At 67.0% G+C, this 18,384-nt stretch carries 17 protein-coding genes; 10 read left to right on the plus strand and 7 right to left on the minus strand.

Annotated features, from left to right (window positions below; translation table 11 throughout):
- Positions 1-3: 3 nt before the first annotated feature.
- Together LO787_RS22345 and LO787_RS22350 are read right to left on the minus strand one after the other, a co-directional pair.
- Positions 4-681: a tetratricopeptide repeat protein gene (locus LO787_RS22345; RefSeq protein ID WP_232493178.1), complete on the minus strand. Its 678-nt coding sequence runs from the start codon at positions 679-681 to the stop codon at positions 4-6.
- Positions 681-1,394 carry a tetratricopeptide repeat protein gene (locus LO787_RS22350; RefSeq protein WP_232493179.1) on the minus strand — a complete coding sequence of 238 codons (714 nt, stop codon included), beginning with the start codon at positions 1,392-1,394 and terminating at the stop codon, positions 681-683. The genes LO787_RS22345 and LO787_RS22350 overlap by 1 nt, the downstream gene beginning before the upstream one ends.
- Positions 1,395-1,594: 200 nt before the next feature.
- Here LO787_RS22350 and LO787_RS22355 point away from each other — a divergent pair, with 200 nt between their 5' ends.
- The 5 genes from LO787_RS22355 to LO787_RS22375 all read left to right on the plus strand — a co-directional run bounded on the left by LO787_RS22355 (position 1,595) and on the right by LO787_RS22375 (position 7,616).
- A complete protein-coding gene (locus tag LO787_RS22355; protein ID WP_232493180.1) occupies positions 1,595-2,425 on the plus strand; it encodes a TIGR00266 family protein in 831 nt (276 codons plus the stop codon).
- Between the two features lie 117 nt (positions 2,426-2,542).
- Positions 2,543-2,941 carry a ribbon-helix-helix domain-containing protein gene (locus LO787_RS22360; protein ID WP_232493181.1) on the plus strand — a complete coding sequence of 133 codons (399 nt, stop codon included), beginning with the start codon at positions 2,543-2,545 and terminating at the stop codon, positions 2,939-2,941.
- Positions 2,938-3,318 (plus strand): type II toxin-antitoxin system VapC family toxin, encoded by a 381-nt coding sequence (locus LO787_RS22365; protein WP_232493182.1) that lies wholly within the window; start codon positions 2,938-2,940, stop codon positions 3,316-3,318. The genes LO787_RS22360 and LO787_RS22365 overlap by 4 nt, the downstream gene beginning before the upstream one ends.
- A gap of 18 nt (positions 3,319-3,336) precedes the next feature.
- Positions 3,337-5,160: a glutamine--fructose-6-phosphate transaminase (isomerizing) gene (glmS, locus tag LO787_RS22370; RefSeq protein ID WP_232493183.1), complete on the plus strand. Its 1,824-nt coding sequence runs from the start codon at positions 3,337-3,339 to the stop codon at positions 5,158-5,160.
- 104 nt (positions 5,161-5,264) lie between these two features.
- Complete coding sequence (locus LO787_RS22375) at positions 5,265-7,616, plus strand: putative bifunctional diguanylate cyclase/phosphodiesterase (RefSeq protein ID WP_232493184.1); 2,352 nt, start codon at positions 5,265-5,267, stop codon at positions 7,614-7,616.
- Here the strand turns inward: LO787_RS22375 and LO787_RS22380 are convergent.
- Positions 7,588-8,391, minus strand: coding sequence for an SDR family NAD(P)-dependent oxidoreductase (locus LO787_RS22380; RefSeq protein WP_232493185.1), 804 nt, complete (start codon positions 8,389-8,391; stop codon positions 7,588-7,590). The two genes, LO787_RS22375 and LO787_RS22380, sit on opposite strands and share 29 nt — an antisense overlap.
- A gap of 79 nt (positions 8,392-8,470) precedes the next feature.
- Between LO787_RS22380 and LO787_RS22385 the strand changes: the two genes are divergently transcribed.
- Positions 8,471-9,346, plus strand: coding sequence for an SDR family NAD(P)-dependent oxidoreductase (locus LO787_RS22385; protein WP_232496396.1), 876 nt, complete (start codon positions 8,471-8,473; stop codon positions 9,344-9,346).
- 128 nt (positions 9,347-9,474) lie between these two features.
- Here LO787_RS22385 and LO787_RS22390 read toward each other — a convergent pair whose 3' ends face one another.
- The 3 genes from LO787_RS22390 to LO787_RS22400 are packed head-to-tail and all read right to left on the minus strand — an operon-like array spanning position 9,475 to position 12,550.
- On the minus strand, positions 9,475-10,719 hold the full coding sequence (locus LO787_RS22390) for an MBL fold metallo-hydrolase (RefSeq protein ID WP_232493186.1): 1,245 nt from the start codon (positions 10,717-10,719) through the stop codon (positions 9,475-9,477).
- 1 nt (position 10,720) lies between these two features.
- Positions 10,721-11,731, minus strand: coding sequence for a zinc-dependent alcohol dehydrogenase (locus LO787_RS22395; RefSeq protein WP_232493187.1), 1,011 nt, complete (start codon positions 11,729-11,731; stop codon positions 10,721-10,723).
- A gap of 27 nt (positions 11,732-11,758) precedes the next feature.
- Positions 11,759-12,550, minus strand: a complete 792-nt coding sequence (locus LO787_RS22400; RefSeq protein ID WP_232493188.1) for an SDR family NAD(P)-dependent oxidoreductase — start codon at positions 12,548-12,550, stop codon at positions 11,759-11,761.
- A 145-nt stretch (positions 12,551-12,695) separates the two neighbouring features.
- Here LO787_RS22400 and LO787_RS22405 point away from each other — a divergent pair, with 145 nt between their 5' ends.
- From LO787_RS22405 to LO787_RS22420, 4 genes are all read left to right on the plus strand, one after another.
- Entirely contained in the window at positions 12,696-13,556 is an 861-nt protein-coding gene (locus tag LO787_RS22405; RefSeq protein ID WP_232493189.1) for a helix-turn-helix transcriptional regulator, read from the plus strand.
- A gap of 136 nt (positions 13,557-13,692) precedes the next feature.
- Complete coding sequence (locus LO787_RS22410) at positions 13,693-14,871, plus strand: sulfotransferase family protein (protein ID WP_232493190.1); 1,179 nt, start codon at positions 13,693-13,695, stop codon at positions 14,869-14,871.
- Between the two features lies 1 nt (position 14,872).
- Positions 14,873-15,349: a VOC family protein gene (locus LO787_RS22415; protein ID WP_232493191.1), complete on the plus strand. Its 477-nt coding sequence runs from the start codon at positions 14,873-14,875 to the stop codon at positions 15,347-15,349.
- Between the two features lie 189 nt (positions 15,350-15,538).
- Positions 15,539-15,847 (plus strand): 1-deoxy-D-xylulose-5-phosphate synthase, encoded by a 309-nt coding sequence (locus tag LO787_RS22420; protein WP_232493192.1) that lies wholly within the window; start codon positions 15,539-15,541, stop codon positions 15,845-15,847.
- Positions 15,848-16,060: 213 nt separating this feature from the next.
- On the opposite strand, the gene cofH is transcribed toward LO787_RS22420, so the two are convergent.
- The gene (gene cofH, locus LO787_RS22425) at positions 16,061-18,382 is read right to left on the minus strand and encodes a 5-amino-6-(D-ribitylamino)uracil--L-tyrosine 4-hydroxyphenyl transferase CofH (protein WP_232493193.1); all 2,322 of its coding nucleotides are present in this window, start codon (positions 18,380-18,382) and stop codon (positions 16,061-16,063) included.
- Positions 18,383-18,384: the final 2 nt, after the last annotated feature.

An 18,384-nucleotide genomic window follows, 5' to 3' on the forward strand; every position in this document is an offset into this window, starting at 1 on the left:
CCTTCACTTCCCCGCAGCGCGTGCCTTGACGATCTCGGCCAGATTCGCGCGCGCGGCGGCATCGGTCGCATCACGCCGGAGCAGTTGCTCGTAGTATCCCTGCGCCGCAGGAAGGTCGCCCTTACTCTCGGACGCCAGCGCCATGCCGCGCAGCGCCCGGTTCGCCATGCGCGCGGGCATCTCGGCATCGTCCGAGGCCGTGAGTTCGAAGGCCCTGCCGTACTGGACCATCGCCGCCACCGCATCGCCCCGCAGGCGCAGGACGTCGCCGTACTGGTTGAGGAAATGGGGGTTCGTCGGGTCCATCGCCACGGCCTGCCCGAGCACCTGTGCCGCCTCGTCGTAACGCTTCAGCCCCGACAGCACGAAGCCCTTGGCGAAGAGCGCCTCGCACCACGCTTCGGGCGCGAGATCGACTTTCGTCCCGCGCCCCGCCGCCGCACCGAGGTTCGCCACGCCGCCGCCGTCCCGGTTGCAGAAGTAGGAAACGCCCGGCTCATGCTGCGCATCCGCAAACTGCGCGATCATCGCGTCGGCACGTCCGACGGCTTCCGCCTGCTTGCCGTCGCGAATCAGGCCGACGATCTCGACCATTCGCGGATCCTGCGCTTCCGCGCTGAGGGGCGCAGGAAACAGCAGCATCGCCGCGCCAGCCGAGACGGCGGCGCGGCGCAAGGGCATCAGGAGCCGATCGCCTTGCGGCGTGCGATGTTGCCAAGCTCTGCCTTGGCGATCTCGCTCTTCGGATCGTACTGGAGCGACTGGTCGTAGAGCTTCTCGGCCTCGTCGAACTGACCCATCGCCGCCTTGGTGAAGCCCATGCCGCGCAGGGAGCGCGCCGCGACCTTCGCGTCGGGACCGGAGGTGGACTTGTCGACGGCAGCCCAGGCTCCGGCGAACAGGTCGTAGCTCTGCTGCCATTCGCGGCGGGACTTGAAGAGTTCGGCGTATTCGTTGGCGAAGTGGGCATTGCCCGGTGCCATCTGCGATGCGGCGCGCAGTTCGGCCTCGGCAAGATCGCCGCGACCAAGGTCGATCAGCGCGTAGCCCTTGCCGTAATGCGCCTCGCACAGCGCCGGATCGACGTCCACGGTGCCCGCGGCCGCCGTTGCCCCGGCATCGCGGCACAGGCGCGGACGCATGTCGCCTGCGAGGCGCTGGTCGGCGTCGGCGATAACCTTGTCGAACAGCTTCACCGCCTGCGCCTGCTTGCCCTGCCGCAGCAGGCTGTAGCCCTGCTGGACATGCGCGGCGGCATCGAAGCGGGTATCCGTCACCCGCGTGGCGGGCGCGAAATTGGTGGCGACGAGTTGCGCCTGACGCGCAGGTTCGGCATGCGCGGCGCCTGCAAGAAACAGCGAAACAAGAACGGAAGACGCAATTCGAGCGTTCATCGGCGTTTTTCCTCTCCCCAAAACACCGATACCGCGCCGGTCTGTGCCGAGCCCTTTTAACGTGGGCCAATCGTCAGACAGTGTTCGTTGAACTGCGAAGAATATCCGACAAGCGCGGTTTGACAAGTCATCTTGCCGAAATCAAATCGTCGTTCATCGCACATGGCCCGGTTTTCGGTGCCGTACATGGAGATTTCGTGATGGCCAACAGCCCCTGGAGCCACAGCCGCAGTTCCGCGCTTTCTGACGACGTAGACTTCGAGATCAAGGGCCAGGAACTGCAGTTCGTCGAAATCGAACTCGATCCCGGCGAAAGCGCCGTGGCCGAAGCCGGGGCGATGGTCTGGAAGGATTCGTCCATCGACATGACCACCGTGTTCGGCGACGGCTCGGCCGATCAGGGCGGCGGCTTCATGGGCAAGCTGCTCGGCGCGGGCAAGCGACTCGTGACCGGCGAGAGCCTGTTCACCACCGTCTTCACCCATCGCGGCTCCGGCAAGGCGCGCGTCTCGTTCGCGGCGCCGGTGCCCGGCGCGATCCTGCCGATCAAGCTGGACGAAGTGGGCGGGCGGCTGATCTGCCAGAAGGACGCCTTCCTGTGCGCGGCTCGCGGCGTCTCCATCGGCATCCACTTCCAGCAGCGCATCATGACCGGCCTGTTCGGCGGCGAAGGCTTCATCATGCAGAAGCTGGAGGGCGACGGCTGGGTCTTCGTCCAGATGGGCGGCACCGTGATCGAGCGCGAGCTTCGCCATGGCGAGGAACTCCACGTCGACACCGGCTGCGTCGCCGCGTTCCAGCCCAGCGTCGAGTTCGACGTGGTGCGCGCAGGCTCGGTCAAGTCGATGATCTTCGGCGGCGAAGGCGTGTTCTTCGCCCGACTGCGCGGCCCCGGTAAGGTGTGGATCCAGTCCCTCCCCTTCTCGCGCCTCGCCGGACGGATGCTGGCCGCGGCAGGCTCGACCGGCGGCCAGAGCCGCGGCGAGGGATCGCTGCTGGGCTCGCTCGGCAACCTGATCGACGGGGATTGATGACGAAGATGTAATGTCCGGGACAGTGCCTCGTCATGACGGATAGCGCACTGTCCCGTTCATGCTTCCTGCGATACCATCCTTGTCGATGATATCACGATATGATATCGCGATATCATGACCCGCATTCTCGCAGACCTTCCCGACGAGGACATTCGCTGGCTCGACTCGCGCGCTGCCGAACTCGGCAAGTCGCGCGCCTCGGTGCTGCGCGAGGCGGTTTCGACCTACAAGGCGCAGAGCGAGCCGGTTCACGGCCATGACTGGATCGACAAGGGTTTCGGCTTGTGGAAGGATCGGACGGACATCGGCGATGCCGTCGAATGGCAAAGGCGTGAGCGCGCTGCCACGGCACGGCCATGGGACTACGACTACGAGGAAGTCCGCGCCGCGTTTCCAGACCTGTTCGATGAAGCCGACGATCGCGAGCATGAGCATTACCGCAAGGTCATGGGCCCGGATGCTTTCGCTCCGCGCGTGCCGAAGCCCGGTGCCGGGGACCAGCCCTCCTCGTGACCACTTTCGCGTTCGACTCCAATATCGTGATCGATGCGCTTGGCGGCATCCCGGAATCGCGCGTCGAGATGCGGCGCGCGGCCGATATGGGCGGACGCCTTTGGATCAGCCGCATGGCCTGGATCGAGGTGATGTCCAAGGGGGACGGCCCCTTGCTCCAGCGGACCGAGGCGTTCCTGTCGGGCTTCGCGATCGACGAAATCGACGAGGAAATCGCGACGCGCGCCGCATCCCTGCGACGGGAACGCCCTCGCCTGCGCTCGCCCGACGCCATCATCCTCGCCAGCGCGATCGTGCGCGGGCGCATCCTCGTTACACGAAATACCAAGGATTTCCCGGCAAGCATGCCGGGCATCCGCGTCCCCTATTCTCTCTAGACCAAGGCACTTAATCTCATGTGTGGCATCATCGGCATCGTCGGCAAGGAAGACGTGGCGGACCGGCTGGTCGACGGACTGCGCCGGATGGAATATCGCGGCTATGACAGCGCGGGCGTCTGCACCCTGTTCGACGGCCAGCTCGTCCGCCGCCGCGCCGAGGGCAAGCTGTTCAACCTGGTCAAGGAACTCGCCCGCGATCCCGCGCCGGGGCTGACCGGCATCGCTCACACCCGCTGGGCCACTCACGGCGCGCCGACCGCCGCCAATGCCCACCCGCACGCGACCGCAGAACTCGCGCTCGTCCACAACGGCATCATCGAGAACTTCAAGCCGCTGCGCGAAGCCCTCGAATCGCGCGGGCGCCACTTCGAAAGCCAGACCGACACCGAAGTCGTCGCCCACCTCGTCTCCGAGCAAGTCGAGGCCGGTGTCGCGCCGGAAGAGGCCGTAAAGGCGGTGCTGCCGCAGCTGCGCGGCGCCTTCGCGCTGGCCATCGCGTTCCGCCGCTTCCCCGACATGCTGATCGGCGCGCGCCTCGGCTCGCCGCTGGTGGTGGGCTACGGCGACGGCGAGACCTATCTCGGTTCGGACGCGCTGGCGCTCGCCCCGCTGACCCAGAAGATCACTTATCTGGAGGAAGGCGACTGGGTCGTCATCACCCGCGATGGCGCGACGATCTACGACGCGGAGAACAACCGCGTAGAGCGCGACATCGTCACCTCCGGCGCTTCGGCCGTGGCGATCGAGAAGGGCAATTTCCGCCACTTCATGCAGAAGGAAATCTTCGAGCAGCCGACCGTCGTCGCCCAGACGCTGCGCTCGTACCTGCGCCAAGTCGACCAGTCGGTCGCGCTGCCGCAGATCGACTTCGACCTCGGCGCGATCAAGCGCATCACCATTGTCGCATGCGGCACCAGCTTCTACGCAGGGATGGTCGCCAAGTACTGGATCGAGACCTTCGCCCGCCTGCCCGTCGACATCGACGTGGCGAGCGAGTTCCGTTACCGCGACCCCGTGCTGGAGGACGGCGGCCTTGCCCTGTTCATCTCGCAATCGGGCGAAACGGCCGACACCCTCGCCGCGCTGCGCCACTGCAAGGCGGCGGGGCAGACCATCGCCGTCGTCGTCAACGTGCCCACCAGCACCATGGCGCGCGAAGCAGACCTGCTGCTGCCCACCCACGCCGGGCCGGAGATCGGCGTCGCCTCCACCAAGGCCTTCACCTGCCAGCTTGCCGTTCTCGCCGCCCTCGCCGCGCATCTGGCGGTCAAGCGCGGGCGCATGGATCACAGCGAGGAGGCGCAGGTCGTCCAGCACCTGCTGGAGACCCCGGCAAGCCTCAACGCCGCACTGGATCACGATGAGGAAATCGCCGCCATGGCGCACCTCATCGCTCCGGCCCGCGACGTGCTCTACCTCGGTCGCGGAGCGGACTACCCGCTCGCCCTCGAAGGTGCGCTGAAGCTGAAAGAGATCAGCTACATCCACGCCGAGGGATATGCCTCGGGCGAGATGAAGCACGGCCCCATCGCGCTTATCGACGAAGCCGTGCCGGTGATCGTGCTCGCCCCCTCCGGCCCGCTGTTCGAGAAGACCGTCAGCAATATGCAGGAGGTCCGCGCGCGCGGCGGCAAGGTCGTGCTCATCTCCGACGCGGAAGGTATCGCCGAAGCGGGTGACGGTTGCATCGCCACCATCGAGATGCCGCGCGTCCATCCGCTGATCGCGCCGCTAGTCTACGCCGTTCCGGTGCAATTGCTCGCCTACCATGTCGCCTGCGTAAAAGGCACCGATGTGGACCAACCTCGCAACCTCGCGAAGAGCGTCACCGTCGAATAGGATGTTGTTGCGACTAAGGCGGTTTACTTACCACTAACCATTCGAGCCCTATCGCTTCGGCCGTGAACACACGGTCGCCCACAAGCAAGCCCCTTCCCGGAGACTTGCCCCTCGGGGCCGTGCTCGGCCTGTCGGATCCTGCCGACAGCGACTGGGCACGGCTACGGGGCTTGCAGTACGCAACGCTGCGGCGGGCCGTTGGAGCGCGTCTCTCGACACAGGCAGCCGGAGCACTCGCCACGGCGATGCTGCTGATCGGGCGCATCCATCCCGGAATCGTCCTGTCATGGGTGCTGGTCGTCGCCCTCACCCAGTGGCACGCATGCCGCGTCGATCGCATCGTCGCCAGCGCGCCGAACAATCGCATCGGCCGCGAGGACGTGCGCCGCCAGACCGTCGGCGCGGTGCTTGCCGCGCTTGCGTGGGCCTTGCCTCTCTGGGCCTTCGGGCCATTCGTTGGCGCACAGACCCTTGTGAAGCTGTGGACGGTGCTGGCCATGCTGATGGCGGCGTCGGTCATCCTGCTGCCTGCCGTACCGATGGCGACGCTGGTGTTCTCCGGCGTGGTCGGCCTTTCGGCGATCGCGTGGTTCCTGTTTGCGGGCAGCTTCGACATGGCGGCCATTGCGCTGCTGTTCCTCGGCATCGTCGCCATGGGCGCGGTCGAGGGCGCACGGCGCTACCTTTCCGGGCAGATCGCCGAGGCCGGTATCGTCGAGAAGGACGAAGTCGTCTCCCTCCTCCTGCGCGAATTCGAGGAAGGCGAGGCCGACTGGCTTTGGCAGACAGACACCTCGCGCCGCATCCGTTCCGTCTCGCCGCGCTTCGCCTTCGCGCTGGGACGCGATGCCGGCGAGGTCGAGGGGCAACCACTGCTCCAGCTCATCGCCGGCTCGGCATGGGAAAGCGGTCAGTTCCCCACCAGCCTCCACGAACTCGCCGAACGCCTCAAGCATCGCGAGCATTTCGCCAACCTGCTGGTGCGGGTGATGATCCGCGGCGATGCGCGCTGGTGGGAGCTTTCGGGCACGCCGCGCTTCGACGCCAACGGCGTGTTCGAGGGCTATCGCGGCGTCGGCTCGGACGTGACGCAGGCGCGCGAGAATTCGGACAAGATCGCCTGGCTGGCGCGCTACGACACCCTGACCGGCCTGCCCAACCGCACGATGCTGACCGAGACGCTCGGCAGCGCCCTGCAACATGCCGCCGAATGGCGCAGCCGCTGCGCCTTCCTGATGATCGACCTCGACCGGTTCAAGGCGGTCAACGACACGCTCGGCCACCATGTCGGCGACCAGCTCCTTGCCCGTGTGTCGGAGCGCCTCAAGGAGCAGATGACCGAGAACGAGCTGTGCGGACGCCTCGGCGGGGACGAGTTCGCGGTGGTCATCCGCGACGCCTCCGACGCCGGGCACGTCGATCGCGTGGCGAAGCGCGTGATCGACCGGCTTTCGCAGCCCTACGAGGTCGATCACCATACGCTGTTCGTCGGCGCCTCGATCGGCTCCGCGGTCGGTCCGCGTGACGGATCGACGGTCGAGAAGATCATGCGCAACGCCGACCTCGCGCTCTACCGATCCAAGGACGGCGGCGGCAACCTGCACCGCACTTACGAGCCTGCGCTACACGCCCATGCCGAGGAGCGCCGCAAGCTGGAAGCCGCGCTGCGCCGCGCGGTGGAGCGCGAGGAACTGAACCTCGTCTTCCAGCCCGTGGTCGATGCCGGTTCCGAGGCGGTCGTCAGCTTCGAGGCGCTGCTGCGCTGGCAGAGCGCGGAACATGGCGCGGTCAGCCCCGCCAAGTTCGTACCGCTGGCCGAGGACACGCGCCTCATCATTCCCATCGGCGAATGGGTGCTGCGCGCCGCCTGCAAGGAGGCGATGCACTGGCCGAGCCATATACGCGTCGCCGTCAACGTCTCGGGCGAGCAATTGCTGGACGCCAACTTCGCCGCCAGCGTGGTCGGCGCGCTGTCGGGGAGCGGCCTGCCCGCGAACCGGCTGGAGATCGAGGTCACCGAAAGCATCTTCCTGCGCGACGCGACGCAGGCCCGCGCCGCGCTGGAGCAGGTCATGGCGCTCGGCTGCGCGATCGCACTCGACGACTTCGGGACGGGCTATTCCTCGCTCGGCTATCTGCGCAAGATGCGCTTCTCGACCATCAAGGTGGACCGCTCGTTCGTGCAGGGCGCGGCGACCGGGAATGCGGAAAGCCTCGCGATCATCCGCGCCGTGGTGGCCATGGCAGACAGCCTCGGCATGTCGACCACCGCCGAGGGCGCGGAGACCGAGAAGGAAGTCCGGGTCATCCGCGAGCTCGGCTGCCGCAAGATCCAGGGCTTCTACTTCGGCCGCCCGCTGATCGCCAAGGACGCCGAGGCGCTGTTCCGCAACCGCTCCATGAGCGACGCCGAGCGCGGCCTGATCCTCACATCGAAGGCGCGTAGCCACCATTGAGCGGATAGGTCTGCCCGGTGATCCACTCCGCCGCGTCGGAACACAGGAACGTCACCAGCGCGGCCACGTCGGCGGACTTGCCGTAGCGCCGGATCGTGTAGCGGGCCATCTGCGCCTTGGCGTGATCGCCCTGCATGACTTCCGCCAGCTTCTCCTCGGGCATGTCGGGCATCAGCGAGGACAGCGAGACGGCGTTGCTCGTCACGTTGTAGCGCCCCAGTTCCTTGGCGATGGAGCGCACGAAACCCTGCGCACCCGCCTTGGCCGAGGCATAGACCGCCAGCTTGGGCTCGCCCACGCGGCCCGAATCGGAGACGATGGTGACGATGCGCCCCTTCTTCGCCGCGACCATGTTCGGGATGAAGGCGAAGCAGGCGTTGTAGACGCCATAGAGGTTGGTGCGCAGGTATCGGTCCCAGGCGGAGGGCTCCTCCTCCCAGAAGTTCAGCGTCGGGCGCAGCGAGCCGCCCGGCCCGGCCATCCCGGCATTGTTGACCAGGATCGTCGCGGGGCCGAGCCGGTCACGGATCGCCGCATCCGCCGCACGGATCGCGTCGAGGTCGCCCACGTCGAAGGGCACCGCCAGCGCGGGCACGCCCATCCCGCGGATCTCCTCCGCCACCGCCTCGGCGCGTTCGGGCACGAAGTCGTTCACGGCGACGCCGCCCGCATTGTGGCGCGCCAGTTCGAGGGCGATCCCGCGCCCCGCATTCTGCCCCGCGCCCGTGACCACGGCGATTTGCCCGCCAAGGTCGAGAAGATCCTGTTCGCTCATTCGTCCTGCTCCCGTCGATGCCTCTGGACAACTAGATAGTATTTACTACCTTATTGCCGAACATCCCTGCGAAGTGAAGATGCCCGGCCTGCGCTTGCCAAGGCCCGCGCCGATCATCGCCGCCGATATCGCGGCCACGCTGGACGGGGTGACGATGGAGGAGAGGACCATGTTCGAGGAATTCGACCTGACCGGCCGCGTGGCGCTGGTGACGGGAGGCGGCACCGGCATAGGCCGCTCCACCGCGCTGCTGCTGGCGAGCCGGGGCGCCGACGTTGCGGTAGCGGGACGCAAGCGCCCGCCGCTCGATGCCGTGGTCGCGGAAGTCGAGGCGCTGGGCCGCAAGGCGCTGGCGGTGGAGGCGGACGTGCGCGAACTGGCCCCGGTGCAGGCGCTGGTGGAGACGGTCGCGGGGCACTTCGGGCGGCTCGACGTGCTCGTCAACAATGCGGGCGGGGCGCATGGCCATGTCGGCATCGCGAAGATGGACCCGGCCAAGTGGGACCGCGACATCGCCTTGAACCTGAACTCTGCGATGTACGCCTCGCAGGCGGCATTTCCGTATCTGCGCAAGGTGAAGGGGGCCATCGTCAACATCTCGTCGGTGGCAGGGATGCACGGGACGCAGGGAGTGGCGGCCTATTCCGCCGCCAAGGCGGGCGTGCAGATGTTCACCCGCGTCGCCGCTGCCGAGTGGGGACCTGCGGGCGTGCGCGTCAACGCCGTGGCTCCCGGCATGACCGCCACCGAGAAAGCCCGCGCGGGCTGGGAGAAGACCGGCTTCGACGCCGACAGCGCCGCGCATGTCTTCCCGCTGCGCCGCTACGGGTTGCCGGAGGAGGTCGCTCAACTGGTGGCGTTCCTGGTCAGCGATGCGGCCAGCTACATCACCGGCGAGGCGATTGCCGTGGCAGGCGGGCCGGTGCTGGGCGGGATGGTGAAGGTGGACGATTGAGAGAACTAAACCCAATTCGTCATTGCGAGCACAGCGAAGCAATCCAGCGTCACGGGCTGACCGTGGATTGCTTCGCTGTGCTCGCAATGACGAAAAATGGGGAAAGCGAACGCCGCCTTAGCTCCCCCCTACCCTAGCTTCGCTTCCATCGCCGCGATCTCCGAACGCAGCCACATCGTCTCCGACAGGTTCCTGCCCCCGCTAGCGGCGAGCAGTGCCTCATGCGCAGCCTTGCGCACCCGCAGCGCCTCGACATTCGCAGGCTCCGCGCCCAGCGCGATGTCGGTCAGGTGGACCGCCTCCAGCGCCGCGCCCGCGTCCAGCTTCGCCTGCGCCCGCTCGGCCAGCTTCACCGCGCCGCCGGCCAGGTCTACGAGGTCCGCATCCACGCTGCTGCGCGGCACGCCGTAAAGCGCAGTGGTGCCGTCTTCGTAGTGCAGCCAGCCGGAATATTCGCGCCAGATCGACTTGACCGCCCAGCTGCCCTTGCCGTGGAACTCGCCGATCTCCAGCCCCTCGGGCCAGGCGAATTCGCGCATCAGGGTGTGGACGTCCCGGCCCGCGTTCATCCCGTCCAGCGTGTAGTCGCGCACGTATGAGACGGCGGCGTGCAGTTTGTCGAGATCGGCGCGGATGCGGTCCTTGCCGACGATGGCGTCGCCGTGGCCGGTGATGACGATCTCCGCGCCCAGATCGCGCACGACCTCCAGCGACTTCAGGTAATTGCGCACCAGCCGGGGCTTGTCACCGCGCAGGGTGTTGAGGAACGGCATCGACAGCCAGACCGGCCCGAACAGGTTGCCGGTGAAGGCGATCTTCTCCTTCGGCATCCACACCGTCAGCGCGTCGATCGTCTCGCCCTCGGGGGTGGAGATGATCTCGAAGGTCCGCCCGCCGAGTTCAACGGTCAGCCGCCGGTCGACGAGGATATCGGGCACCACGTCGGGCGCAGGCTTGGGCGCGGAACCGCGCTTGAGCGTCGAGCCCCAGAGCTTGCCGCTCCTCGGCCCGAAGAAGGGTTGCAGGCGGTTCATGTCGCCCCACGCCTCGGTGAAGCCGGGGCCGCCGATCACCTGCGTGCCGTCTTCCAGAAACTCGGGCACGCCACCGAAGTGGTCGGCATGGCTCTGCGTCAGGACGATGAAGGCGAGCGGGCCGGTGCGGTGCGGTTCCAGCAGCCGCTTCGTGCGCTCGGCATTGTCCATGAAGCCGGTGTTGACCATGACGTCGCCCTCGTCGGTCGTGACGAGGTAGGCGTTGGAGATGTCGTTCGCCTCGAACACGAAGTCGGTGACGGCAATGGCCTCGGCCTGCTCGTCGCCCGAGCGGACCAGCGAGGCGAGCCTGGGGGCGGCTTCCTTCACGTCGCTCATCTCAGTTCTCCTCGAAGCCGATCATGACTTTCGCCGATTGCGGGGTGGCGGCGATCTCAAGGCCCTTCATGACCTCGCTGAAGGGCAGCTTGTGGCTGATCATCGCGGCAATCTTGTCCCGCAGGCGCGGCATGGCGGCGATCACATCGGGCATTTCGGTGGGATAGCCGACAGCGGTGGTGATGGTCATCTCGCTCGTCAGCATGCGGCCGACGGGGAACTCGATGGGCTTCATGTAAGCCGCCGTGATGACCAGCTTCGCATGGAACTTGGCCATCATCACGACTTGCGAAAGGATGTTCGGCGCGCCCGCTGCGTCGATGAAGGCATCGGTGCCGACGCCGACCCGGCCATAGCTGGGCACTTCGCCGTGAAGCCGCGCCAGTTCCGCGCGCAGGTCCACCTCGGCGGGGTTGAGCGCCGCCTGCACGCCCAGCGCGCGGGCGCGTTCCAGCCGCTCTTCCGAAAGGTCGAGCGCGACGACATCGGTGACGCCCCGGTCGATCAGCCACAGCAGCATGCCAAGGCCGATGGGGCCGCAGCCGAACACCACCACCTTGTCGCCCGCCTTCACGTCCGCGCGGTTGACGCCGTGCATGGCGACGGCCAGCGGCTCGCACATGGCGGCGACGTCGTAGTCGATGCCCTCGGGGATCGGCAGGATCGATTCGCCCAGCCGCGCCTCGCGCACCAGCAGTTCCTGCGTGAAGGCGCCCTCCGGCCCGCCCGAGCCGATGTTGCCCGGCGTCATCATCGGGTTGACGATCACCGGATCGCCCACCGCGATGCCCTCTACGCTCGCGCCCACCTCGATCACCTCGCCCGCGCCTTCGTGGCCGAGCGCGGTGATCGTGCCCGGCGTCGGGATGCCGCCGATCTTGATGTAGGACAGGTCCGATCCGCAGATGCCGACCGACTTCATCTTCACCACCACGTCGAGCGGCCCCGTCTCCGGGCGTTCGTAGGCATCGAGGCGCACGTCGCCCGAGCCGTGGATTCTGAGCAGTTCCATATCGCTCTCCTCTCGGGTCCGCCGCCGTTACGGCCGAACCATGTAGCCGCCGTCGATGGTGATGGTCTCACCGGTCATGAAGCTGCTGGCGTCCGAGCACAGGTAGGCGCCGATGCCTTCGAAGTCGGCGGGAAAGCCGGTGCGCTTCATCGGTATCGTCGGGGCGAAGTGCGCCGCCACGGCGTCGGCGCGGGCGCCCTCGCCCATCATCGGCGTGATGATGAGGCCCGGTGCGACCACGTTGGCGCGGATGCCCAGCGGCGCGAGTTCGATGGCCAGACAGCGGATCGCCGCCGCCACCGCGGCCTTTGACGACGCATACTCCATCTTGCCCGGCAGGCCCTGGAACAGCGAGAGCGAGCCGCAGGCGACAAGGCTGCCGCCGCTCTCATCGCCGCCCTCGACCCGTTCCTTCATCAGCCGCGCGCCTTCGCGCAGGGTGAAGAAGGCGCCGTGCAGCGCGGTCTTCTGGAACTCGTACCAGTGCTCGGTCGGCATCTCGAAGACCGAGTTATAGCGCGGCGATGCGCCCGAATTGGCGAAGACGCAGTCGACGCGGCCGAAGTCCGCCATGACCTGCGCATAGCCCTCGGCGATGTTCGCTTCCTCGGAAACGTCGACCTGATAGGCGATGACCTTGCCCGCCCCGGCGGCTTCCAGTTCGGTCTTGGCCTTCGCGCTCTTCTCCGCATTGCGCGCCCAGATCGCCAGGTCGCCGCCCATCCTGGCGACGCCCATCGCGAAGCCGAAGCCGATGCCGCCGTTGCCGCCGGTCACCACCGTCACCTTGCCCGTGCAGTCGAACAGGCCACTCGCCATCAGTCTCTCCCTCGATCCCGTGCAGCGCCATTCGAGCGGCGCTTTCGTGGCCGCGATGTTCGGCGCGGGGGCATTGCCGGGCAAGCACGGCAGACATAGAATTCAGGCCCTAAGGTAGCGTCCGGGACACATAAGGGAGAGCAGCATGACCCGCACCGCGACCATGTGCATCGACGCGCAACTGGAAACGCAGGGCGTCCACGCGCAGATCGTGCGCTTCGATATCCCGGAGCCCACCGACTCCCGCCATGCGCTGAACGAGGGCTACCACGTCAACATGTGCCTCACCCCACGCCCGCTGCAGTCGCGCGGCGGCTATCGCCATCGCTGGGGGCCGCACCGGCTGGAGCGGTTGGGTGACGTCTTCGTCATCCCGCCGGGAGAGGAACTGTTCATCCGGGGCGGCAGCGGGCGGCAGGCCTCGCTCGTCTGCACGATCGACGCGGCGCTGGTCCATGATCTCGCCGGGCGCACCCTCGCCTGGGACGATCCGCACCTCGCCGCCGCGCTCGACATCGCGAGTGCGCAGATGCGTGCGCTGCTGTTCCGCATCACCGCCGAGGTGCGCCATCCCGGCCTTTCCGCGCAGCGGATGCTCGGCTTCCTTGGCGGGGAACTGGCGATCGAACTGGCGCGCCACAGCCTCGAAATCGCCGAGCGCCCCGTCACCGGTGGCTTGTCCGGCTGGCGCCTGCGCCTGATCGACGAGCGGCTGGCCGACGATCTTGCCGCGCCCAGCCTTGAGGAACTGGCAAGGCTCTGCTCGCTCTCGGTCCGCCAGCTGACCCGCGGCTTTCGCGTCAGCCGCGCCTGCTCCATCGGCGACTACGTGGAGCAGCGCCGCATGGAGGCCGCCAAGCGCCTGCTGATGGAGGGCGAGAGCGTGAAGACCATCGCCTTCTCCATGGGCTTCGCCTCCCCCTCCAGCTTCACCTTCGCGTTCCGCCGGGCGGTGGGGGCTAGCCCCAGTACCTTCCGCCAGCGGCAGGGGCGGGTGCTGGCTTGAGCGTCGGGTCTTGACCCGAATTCGACACAACGTCCCCTTCTCTCACCCCTTCCACGTTGCCAGCGCCCTGCCCGCACGGGTTATCTGGTCCCCATGCAAGGCCGACCGATCGGCCGCACGGGAAGAGGACAACACAATGGCCACCACCGCCGCCGAACAGCTCGTACCCGACGCCCTCGTCGAGCAGGCGATCCGCGAGACCGGCATCGACACCTTCGACAACGACAGCTGGCGTGAAGGGTTCGACGTCTTCACCCGTTCGTTCAACGAGGGGATCGCCAAGGGCTGGATGAGCGAGGGCGGCATCGCCCGTGCCCGCAACGACACGCTCCACTACCTGCGCGGCCGCCTCAAGACCTCGCAGTACCTGCGCGAGAACCCGCAGCTGCTGGAGCGCCCCATCGAGCGCCCCGTCTTCGTCATGGGCGTGCCGCGCACCGGCACCACGCTGATGTCGAACCTCCTCGCCGCCGATCCCGCGCGCCGTTCGCCGCTGACCTGGGAGATCGACGATCCGGTGCCGCCGGTCGGCTCCAGCGCGCTGCTCACCACCGACCCGCGCGCCACCACCCGGCTCGCGCAGGAGAAGGCCGCGCTGGAAGCGAACCCGGCCATGGGCAAGTACTATCGCGGATCGGCGGTCTACCCCAACGAGTGCGTGTTCTTCATGGCGCACGACTTCAAGACGCTGATGATCGAGTCCAAGGGCAAGCTGCCGCTCTACAAGGACTTCATCTTCTCGTGCGACATGACCAGTGCCTATGAATACCATAAGAAGTTCCTGCAGATGCTGCAGCAGCACGCAGGCGGCGTCTGGAACGTCAAGAAGCCCAGCCATGCGCTGTGGCTGGAGACGATCTTCAAGGTCTATCCCGATGCCCGCGTGATCTGGACGCACCGCGATCCCTTCACCGCCACCGGCTCGCTGTGCTCGATCATCTCGCTCAGCCATCAGGCGCACATGGGCCGGATCGACGCCGAATGGCTGAAGCAGGACTACCCCTGGCAGGCCGCCGAACACGCCAACCGCATCATGGATTTCCGCGACAAGTTCGGCGAGGACAGGATCATCGACGTCCACTACGCCGACATCGTGGAAGACCCGGTGGCCGCCACGAAGAAGGTCTACGCTGCGCTGGGCGACGAATGGACCGCCGAGGCGGAGGCCGGCGTGCAGAAGTGGGTGGACGACAACCCGCAGGACAAGTTCGGCAAGCACGAATACAAGCTGGCGCAGTACGGGCTGAGCAAGGCCGAACTGGAACCCCTCTTCGAACGCTACCTGTCGCGCTACGACGTCGCGCGGGAGGGCTGAGATGCTGGAAGGGCTGCACTACCAGAACGCCTACATCTGCGACGATCTGGAAGCGGGCATAGACCTGTTCCGCGGCCGTGGGCTGGAGAAGGAACCGACGGTGATCCCGGTCGACCAGACCGTGCTCACCCCTTCCGGCCCGAAGCGCCAGAAGGGACGCATCTGCTTCATCTGGATCGGCGACCTGCAATACGAGTTGATCGAGAACGAGGTCGACGAGGTCGGCATCTACGCCAACTGCCTGTCGAACGGCGGACCCCTGCGTTTCCACCACATCTGCTTCCGCGTGCCCGACTGGACGGATTTTCGCGCGCGCGTGGACACGCAGGAATTCCCCATCGCCATGGAACGCGACCTTTCCGGCGAACCGGAGGGCGCGCTCAAGTTCCTGTACCTCGATGCGCGCAAGGTGTTCGGGCACTACATCGAATATACCTGGATGCCCGAGCCGATGTGGCAGCATATTCGGGCGATGTGATTTAGTTTCATGCCTCTTTCGTCATTGCGAGCATAGCGAAGCAATCCAGCGCAGTGCGCCGACCGTGGATTGCTTCGCTATGCTCGCAATGACGAGGTTTGGCCTAAACGTGCCGCGTGCGGCCGGGACTTCGACAAGTTCAGCCTGAGCGAACATTGCCTTGCAATACGTCTTCGTTAAAATCGAACCATGTCGAAGCCCAAGACGCGCATCATGTATATCGAGGACAAATCCGAGGGTCTGAACGGCCCTGCCCGGATCGGTCGGGTCACGTTCTCGAAAACCGGACGATCGATCCATTATCAGGGCCGGGTATTCCAGTCGCTCGACGGAAGCGGTTTCAAGGCGAATTACTTCGACGTCGATACAGGCGCGCAATTCTGGATTTCCGGGCCACGCAAGGATGGAGCGGATCGCTTGCATGGCGGCTCGAAGCTCGTCGAAATCGACCCTGAGGTTGAGCGCGAATACTGGCGAGACATTCGCGGACAAGCCTGACCTAAGGCGGCAGGTTGGACGCGCGCCCAAAGCTCCTCCCCGGCACGGGGAGGGGGACCACCCGCAGGGTGGTGGAGGGGCACGCGGCGGATCGCGTGCCCTTTCGTTCGAACGCCTTGAAACAGAGCGCGCCGATCGAGGTCCGGCAATCCCGAGGGTGCCCCTCCACCATGCTTCGCATGGTCCCCCTCCCCCGTCGGGGGAGGAACAACCCTACGCCATCACGGCCCCGACTTCGCCGTACAGCGTCGTCCTCTGCCGCAGCTTGCGCCCCACGCTTTCTGCCGCCGCGCGCATGTCGGCCACTTCGGCAAGCTGGCCGTGCGAGGCGCCCGCTGCTCGGCTGATGCTCTCGTCCATGAGGACGCCGCCGAGGTCGTTGGCGCCTGCCGCCAGCACCGCCGCCGCGCCGTCCATGCCCAGCTTGACCCATGACACCTGGATGGAATCGATGGCCCCGTGCAGCGCGAGACGCGCGACCGCGTGCATCATCACCGCCTCACGCCACGTGGGCCCCTTGCGGCTCTGGCCCTTGCGGTAGAACGGCGCCTCCATGTGGACCAGCGGCAGCGGCACGAACTCGGTGATGCCGCCGGTGTCGAGTTGCAGGTTGCGCAGCGCCAGCAGGTGCCGCGCCCAGTGACGCGGGCTTTCGAGGTGGCCGAACATGATCGTCGAGGTGGTGGGCAGCCCGACCCTATGCGCCGATCCGACAACGTCCAGCCACTCGTCGGTGGTCAGCTTGTCCGGGCAGATCTTGGCGCGGATATCGTCGCACAGGATCTCCGCCGCCGTACCCGGCAGCGAGCCGAGCCCGGCATCGCGCAGCATGGCAAGGTAATCCGACACCGGCATGCCCAGCGTGCGTGCGCCCTGGCTGACCTCCAGCGGGGAGAAGGCATGGACGTGCAGGTCCGGGCAGGCGTCCTTCACCGCGCGCAGGATCGAAAGGTACGTCTCGCCGGTGTAGCGCGGATGGATGCCTCCCTGCAGGCACACTTCGGTGGCCCCGCGCGCCACCGCCTCGCGGGCGCGGGCGGCGATCTCCTCAAGGTCGAGGTCGTAGGGCTTGTCGCGAAAGCCCGCCTTGCTGCTGGTCTTGGAGAAGGCACAGAACGAGCAGGCGTGCGTGCAGATGTTGGTGTAGTTGATATTGCGGTTGACCACGTAGGTCACGACGTCGCCGCGCACCTCGGCCCGCAGCGCATCCGCCGCCTCCACCACGGCCCGCGCCGCCGCGCCGCGCGTTGCGAACAGGGCGGCGATCTCGTCCTCGCCCAGCGCCGTGCCACTGGCCGCACGGTCGAGGATGCGATGGATGCGGCTCGCCACCGGGCCGTGATCGCGGCGCGCGAGCGGCCTGGTGACGCTGCCCGGCGCAGGATCGGAAACGCCCGGACTCCAGCGGCTGTCGCGGCCCAGCCCTTCGGCATCGGACAGGCGCAGCACCGCCGGACGGATCGCGCGGTCGAGCCAGCCGTCCTCCTCGATGAAGCGGTGATAGACGGTCAGGCGCTCGACCAGCGGCAGACCGGCGCGGGCGCACACGGCCTCCAGCCGCTCGATCTCGGGCCAGGGCGCCTCGGGGTTCACATGGTCCAGAGTGACGGGGGAAATCCCGCCCCAGTCGTCGATCCCGGCGTCGATCAGTTCGGCCAGCCGCTCGTCGTTGAGGTTGGGCGGCGCCTGCACCGAAACCTCGTCCGGCAGCACGATGCGGGCGGCGGCGATGGTGCGCAGGAAGTCCGCCTCGCTCGCCTCGATGGCGCCGGACATCTTGGTCCCCGGCTTGGGGCAGAAGTTCTGGACGATGACTTCCTGAAGATGGCCATGCTCCCGATGCAGGTCGCGCAGCGCGATCAGCGACTCGATCCGCTCGCGCGGCGTCTCGCCGATGCCGATGAGAACCCCGCTGGTGGTCGCCAGCTTCGCTCGCCCTGCTGCCGCCAGCGAGGCGAGGCGGACGGCGGGCACCTTGTCGGGAGATCCATGGTGGCACATGCCCTTTTCGAGCAGGCGTTCGGACGTGCTTTCCAGCATGAGCCCCACGGAGGCCGCCACGGGGCGCAGTGTGCGCCAGTCGTCCTCCTCAAGCACGCCCAGGTTGATGTGTGGTAGCAGTTCGGTGTCGTTCAGTACACGTTCTGCGCAATGCCGCACGTAGTCGATCGTGCGCGAAAAACCGCGCTTTTCCAGCCACTCACGCGCCACCGCATAGCGTCGCTCGGGCGCATCGCCCAGGGTGAAGAGCGCCTCCTTGCACCCCGCTGCAGCGCCCGCGCGGGCGATCTCCATCACCTCCTCCTCGCTCAGGAACGGCGCTTCCAGGCGGGACGGCGTGGTGGCGAAAGTGCAGTAGTGGCAGACGTCCGCGCAGAGCCGCGTCAGCGGGATGAAGACCTTGCGCGAATAGGTCATCCGCGCCGGTGTGTGCGGTCCGAAACGGGCCGCGCGGCGCGCCCTAGCTTCGGCCAGAACTTCGTCCAGAGGCGCAGAAAGGAGTCGGTTTATCAATGCGTTATCGTCGCGTGCCATGG

This window comes from Novosphingobium kaempferiae, assembly GCF_021227995.1.
Taxonomy (GTDB): domain Bacteria; phylum Pseudomonadota; class Alphaproteobacteria; order Sphingomonadales; family Sphingomonadaceae; genus Novosphingobium; species Novosphingobium kaempferiae.

Coding starts and splice junctions, on each gene's coding strand:
- LO787_RS22395 (WP_232493187.1), bottom strand. CDS start 11,731: ATGGAACTGCTCAGAATCCACGGCTCGGGCGACGTGCGCCTCGATGCC.
- LO787_RS22405 (WP_232493189.1), top strand. CDS start 12,696: ATGACCCGCACCGCGACCATGTGCATCGACGCGCAACTGGAAACGCAG.
- LO787_RS22385 (WP_232496396.1), top strand. CDS start 8,471: ATGCCCGGCCTGCGCTTGCCAAGGCCCGCGCCGATCATCGCCGCCGAT.
- LO787_RS22355 (WP_232493180.1), top strand. CDS start 1,595: ATGGCCAACAGCCCCTGGAGCCACAGCCGCAGTTCCGCGCTTTCTGAC.
- glmS (WP_232493183.1), top strand. CDS start 3,337: ATGTGTGGCATCATCGGCATCGTCGGCAAGGAAGACGTGGCGGACCGG.
- LO787_RS22380 (WP_232493185.1), bottom strand. CDS start 8,391: ATGAGCGAACAGGATCTTCTCGACCTTGGCGGGCAAATCGCCGTGGTC.
- LO787_RS22410 (WP_232493190.1), top strand. CDS start 13,693: ATGGCCACCACCGCCGCCGAACAGCTCGTACCCGACGCCCTCGTCGAG.
- LO787_RS22420 (WP_232493192.1), top strand. CDS start 15,539: ATGTCGAAGCCCAAGACGCGCATCATGTATATCGAGGACAAATCCGAG.
- LO787_RS22360 (WP_232493181.1), top strand. CDS start 2,543: ATGACCCGCATTCTCGCAGACCTTCCCGACGAGGACATTCGCTGGCTC.
- LO787_RS22400 (WP_232493188.1), bottom strand. CDS start 12,550: ATGGCGAGTGGCCTGTTCGACTGCACGGGCAAGGTGACGGTGGTGACC.
- LO787_RS22345 (WP_232493178.1), bottom strand. CDS start 681: ATGCCCTTGCGCCGCGCCGCCGTCTCGGCTGGCGCGGCGATGCTGCTG.
- LO787_RS22390 (WP_232493186.1), bottom strand. CDS start 10,719: ATGAGCGACGTGAAGGAAGCCGCCCCCAGGCTCGCCTCGCTGGTCCGC.
- LO787_RS22350 (WP_232493179.1), bottom strand. CDS start 1,394: ATGAACGCTCGAATTGCGTCTTCCGTTCTTGTTTCGCTGTTTCTTGCA.
- LO787_RS22415 (WP_232493191.1), top strand. CDS start 14,873: ATGCTGGAAGGGCTGCACTACCAGAACGCCTACATCTGCGACGATCTG.
- cofH (WP_232493193.1), bottom strand. CDS start 18,382: ATGGCACGCGACGATAACGCATTGATAAACCGACTCCTTTCTGCGCCT.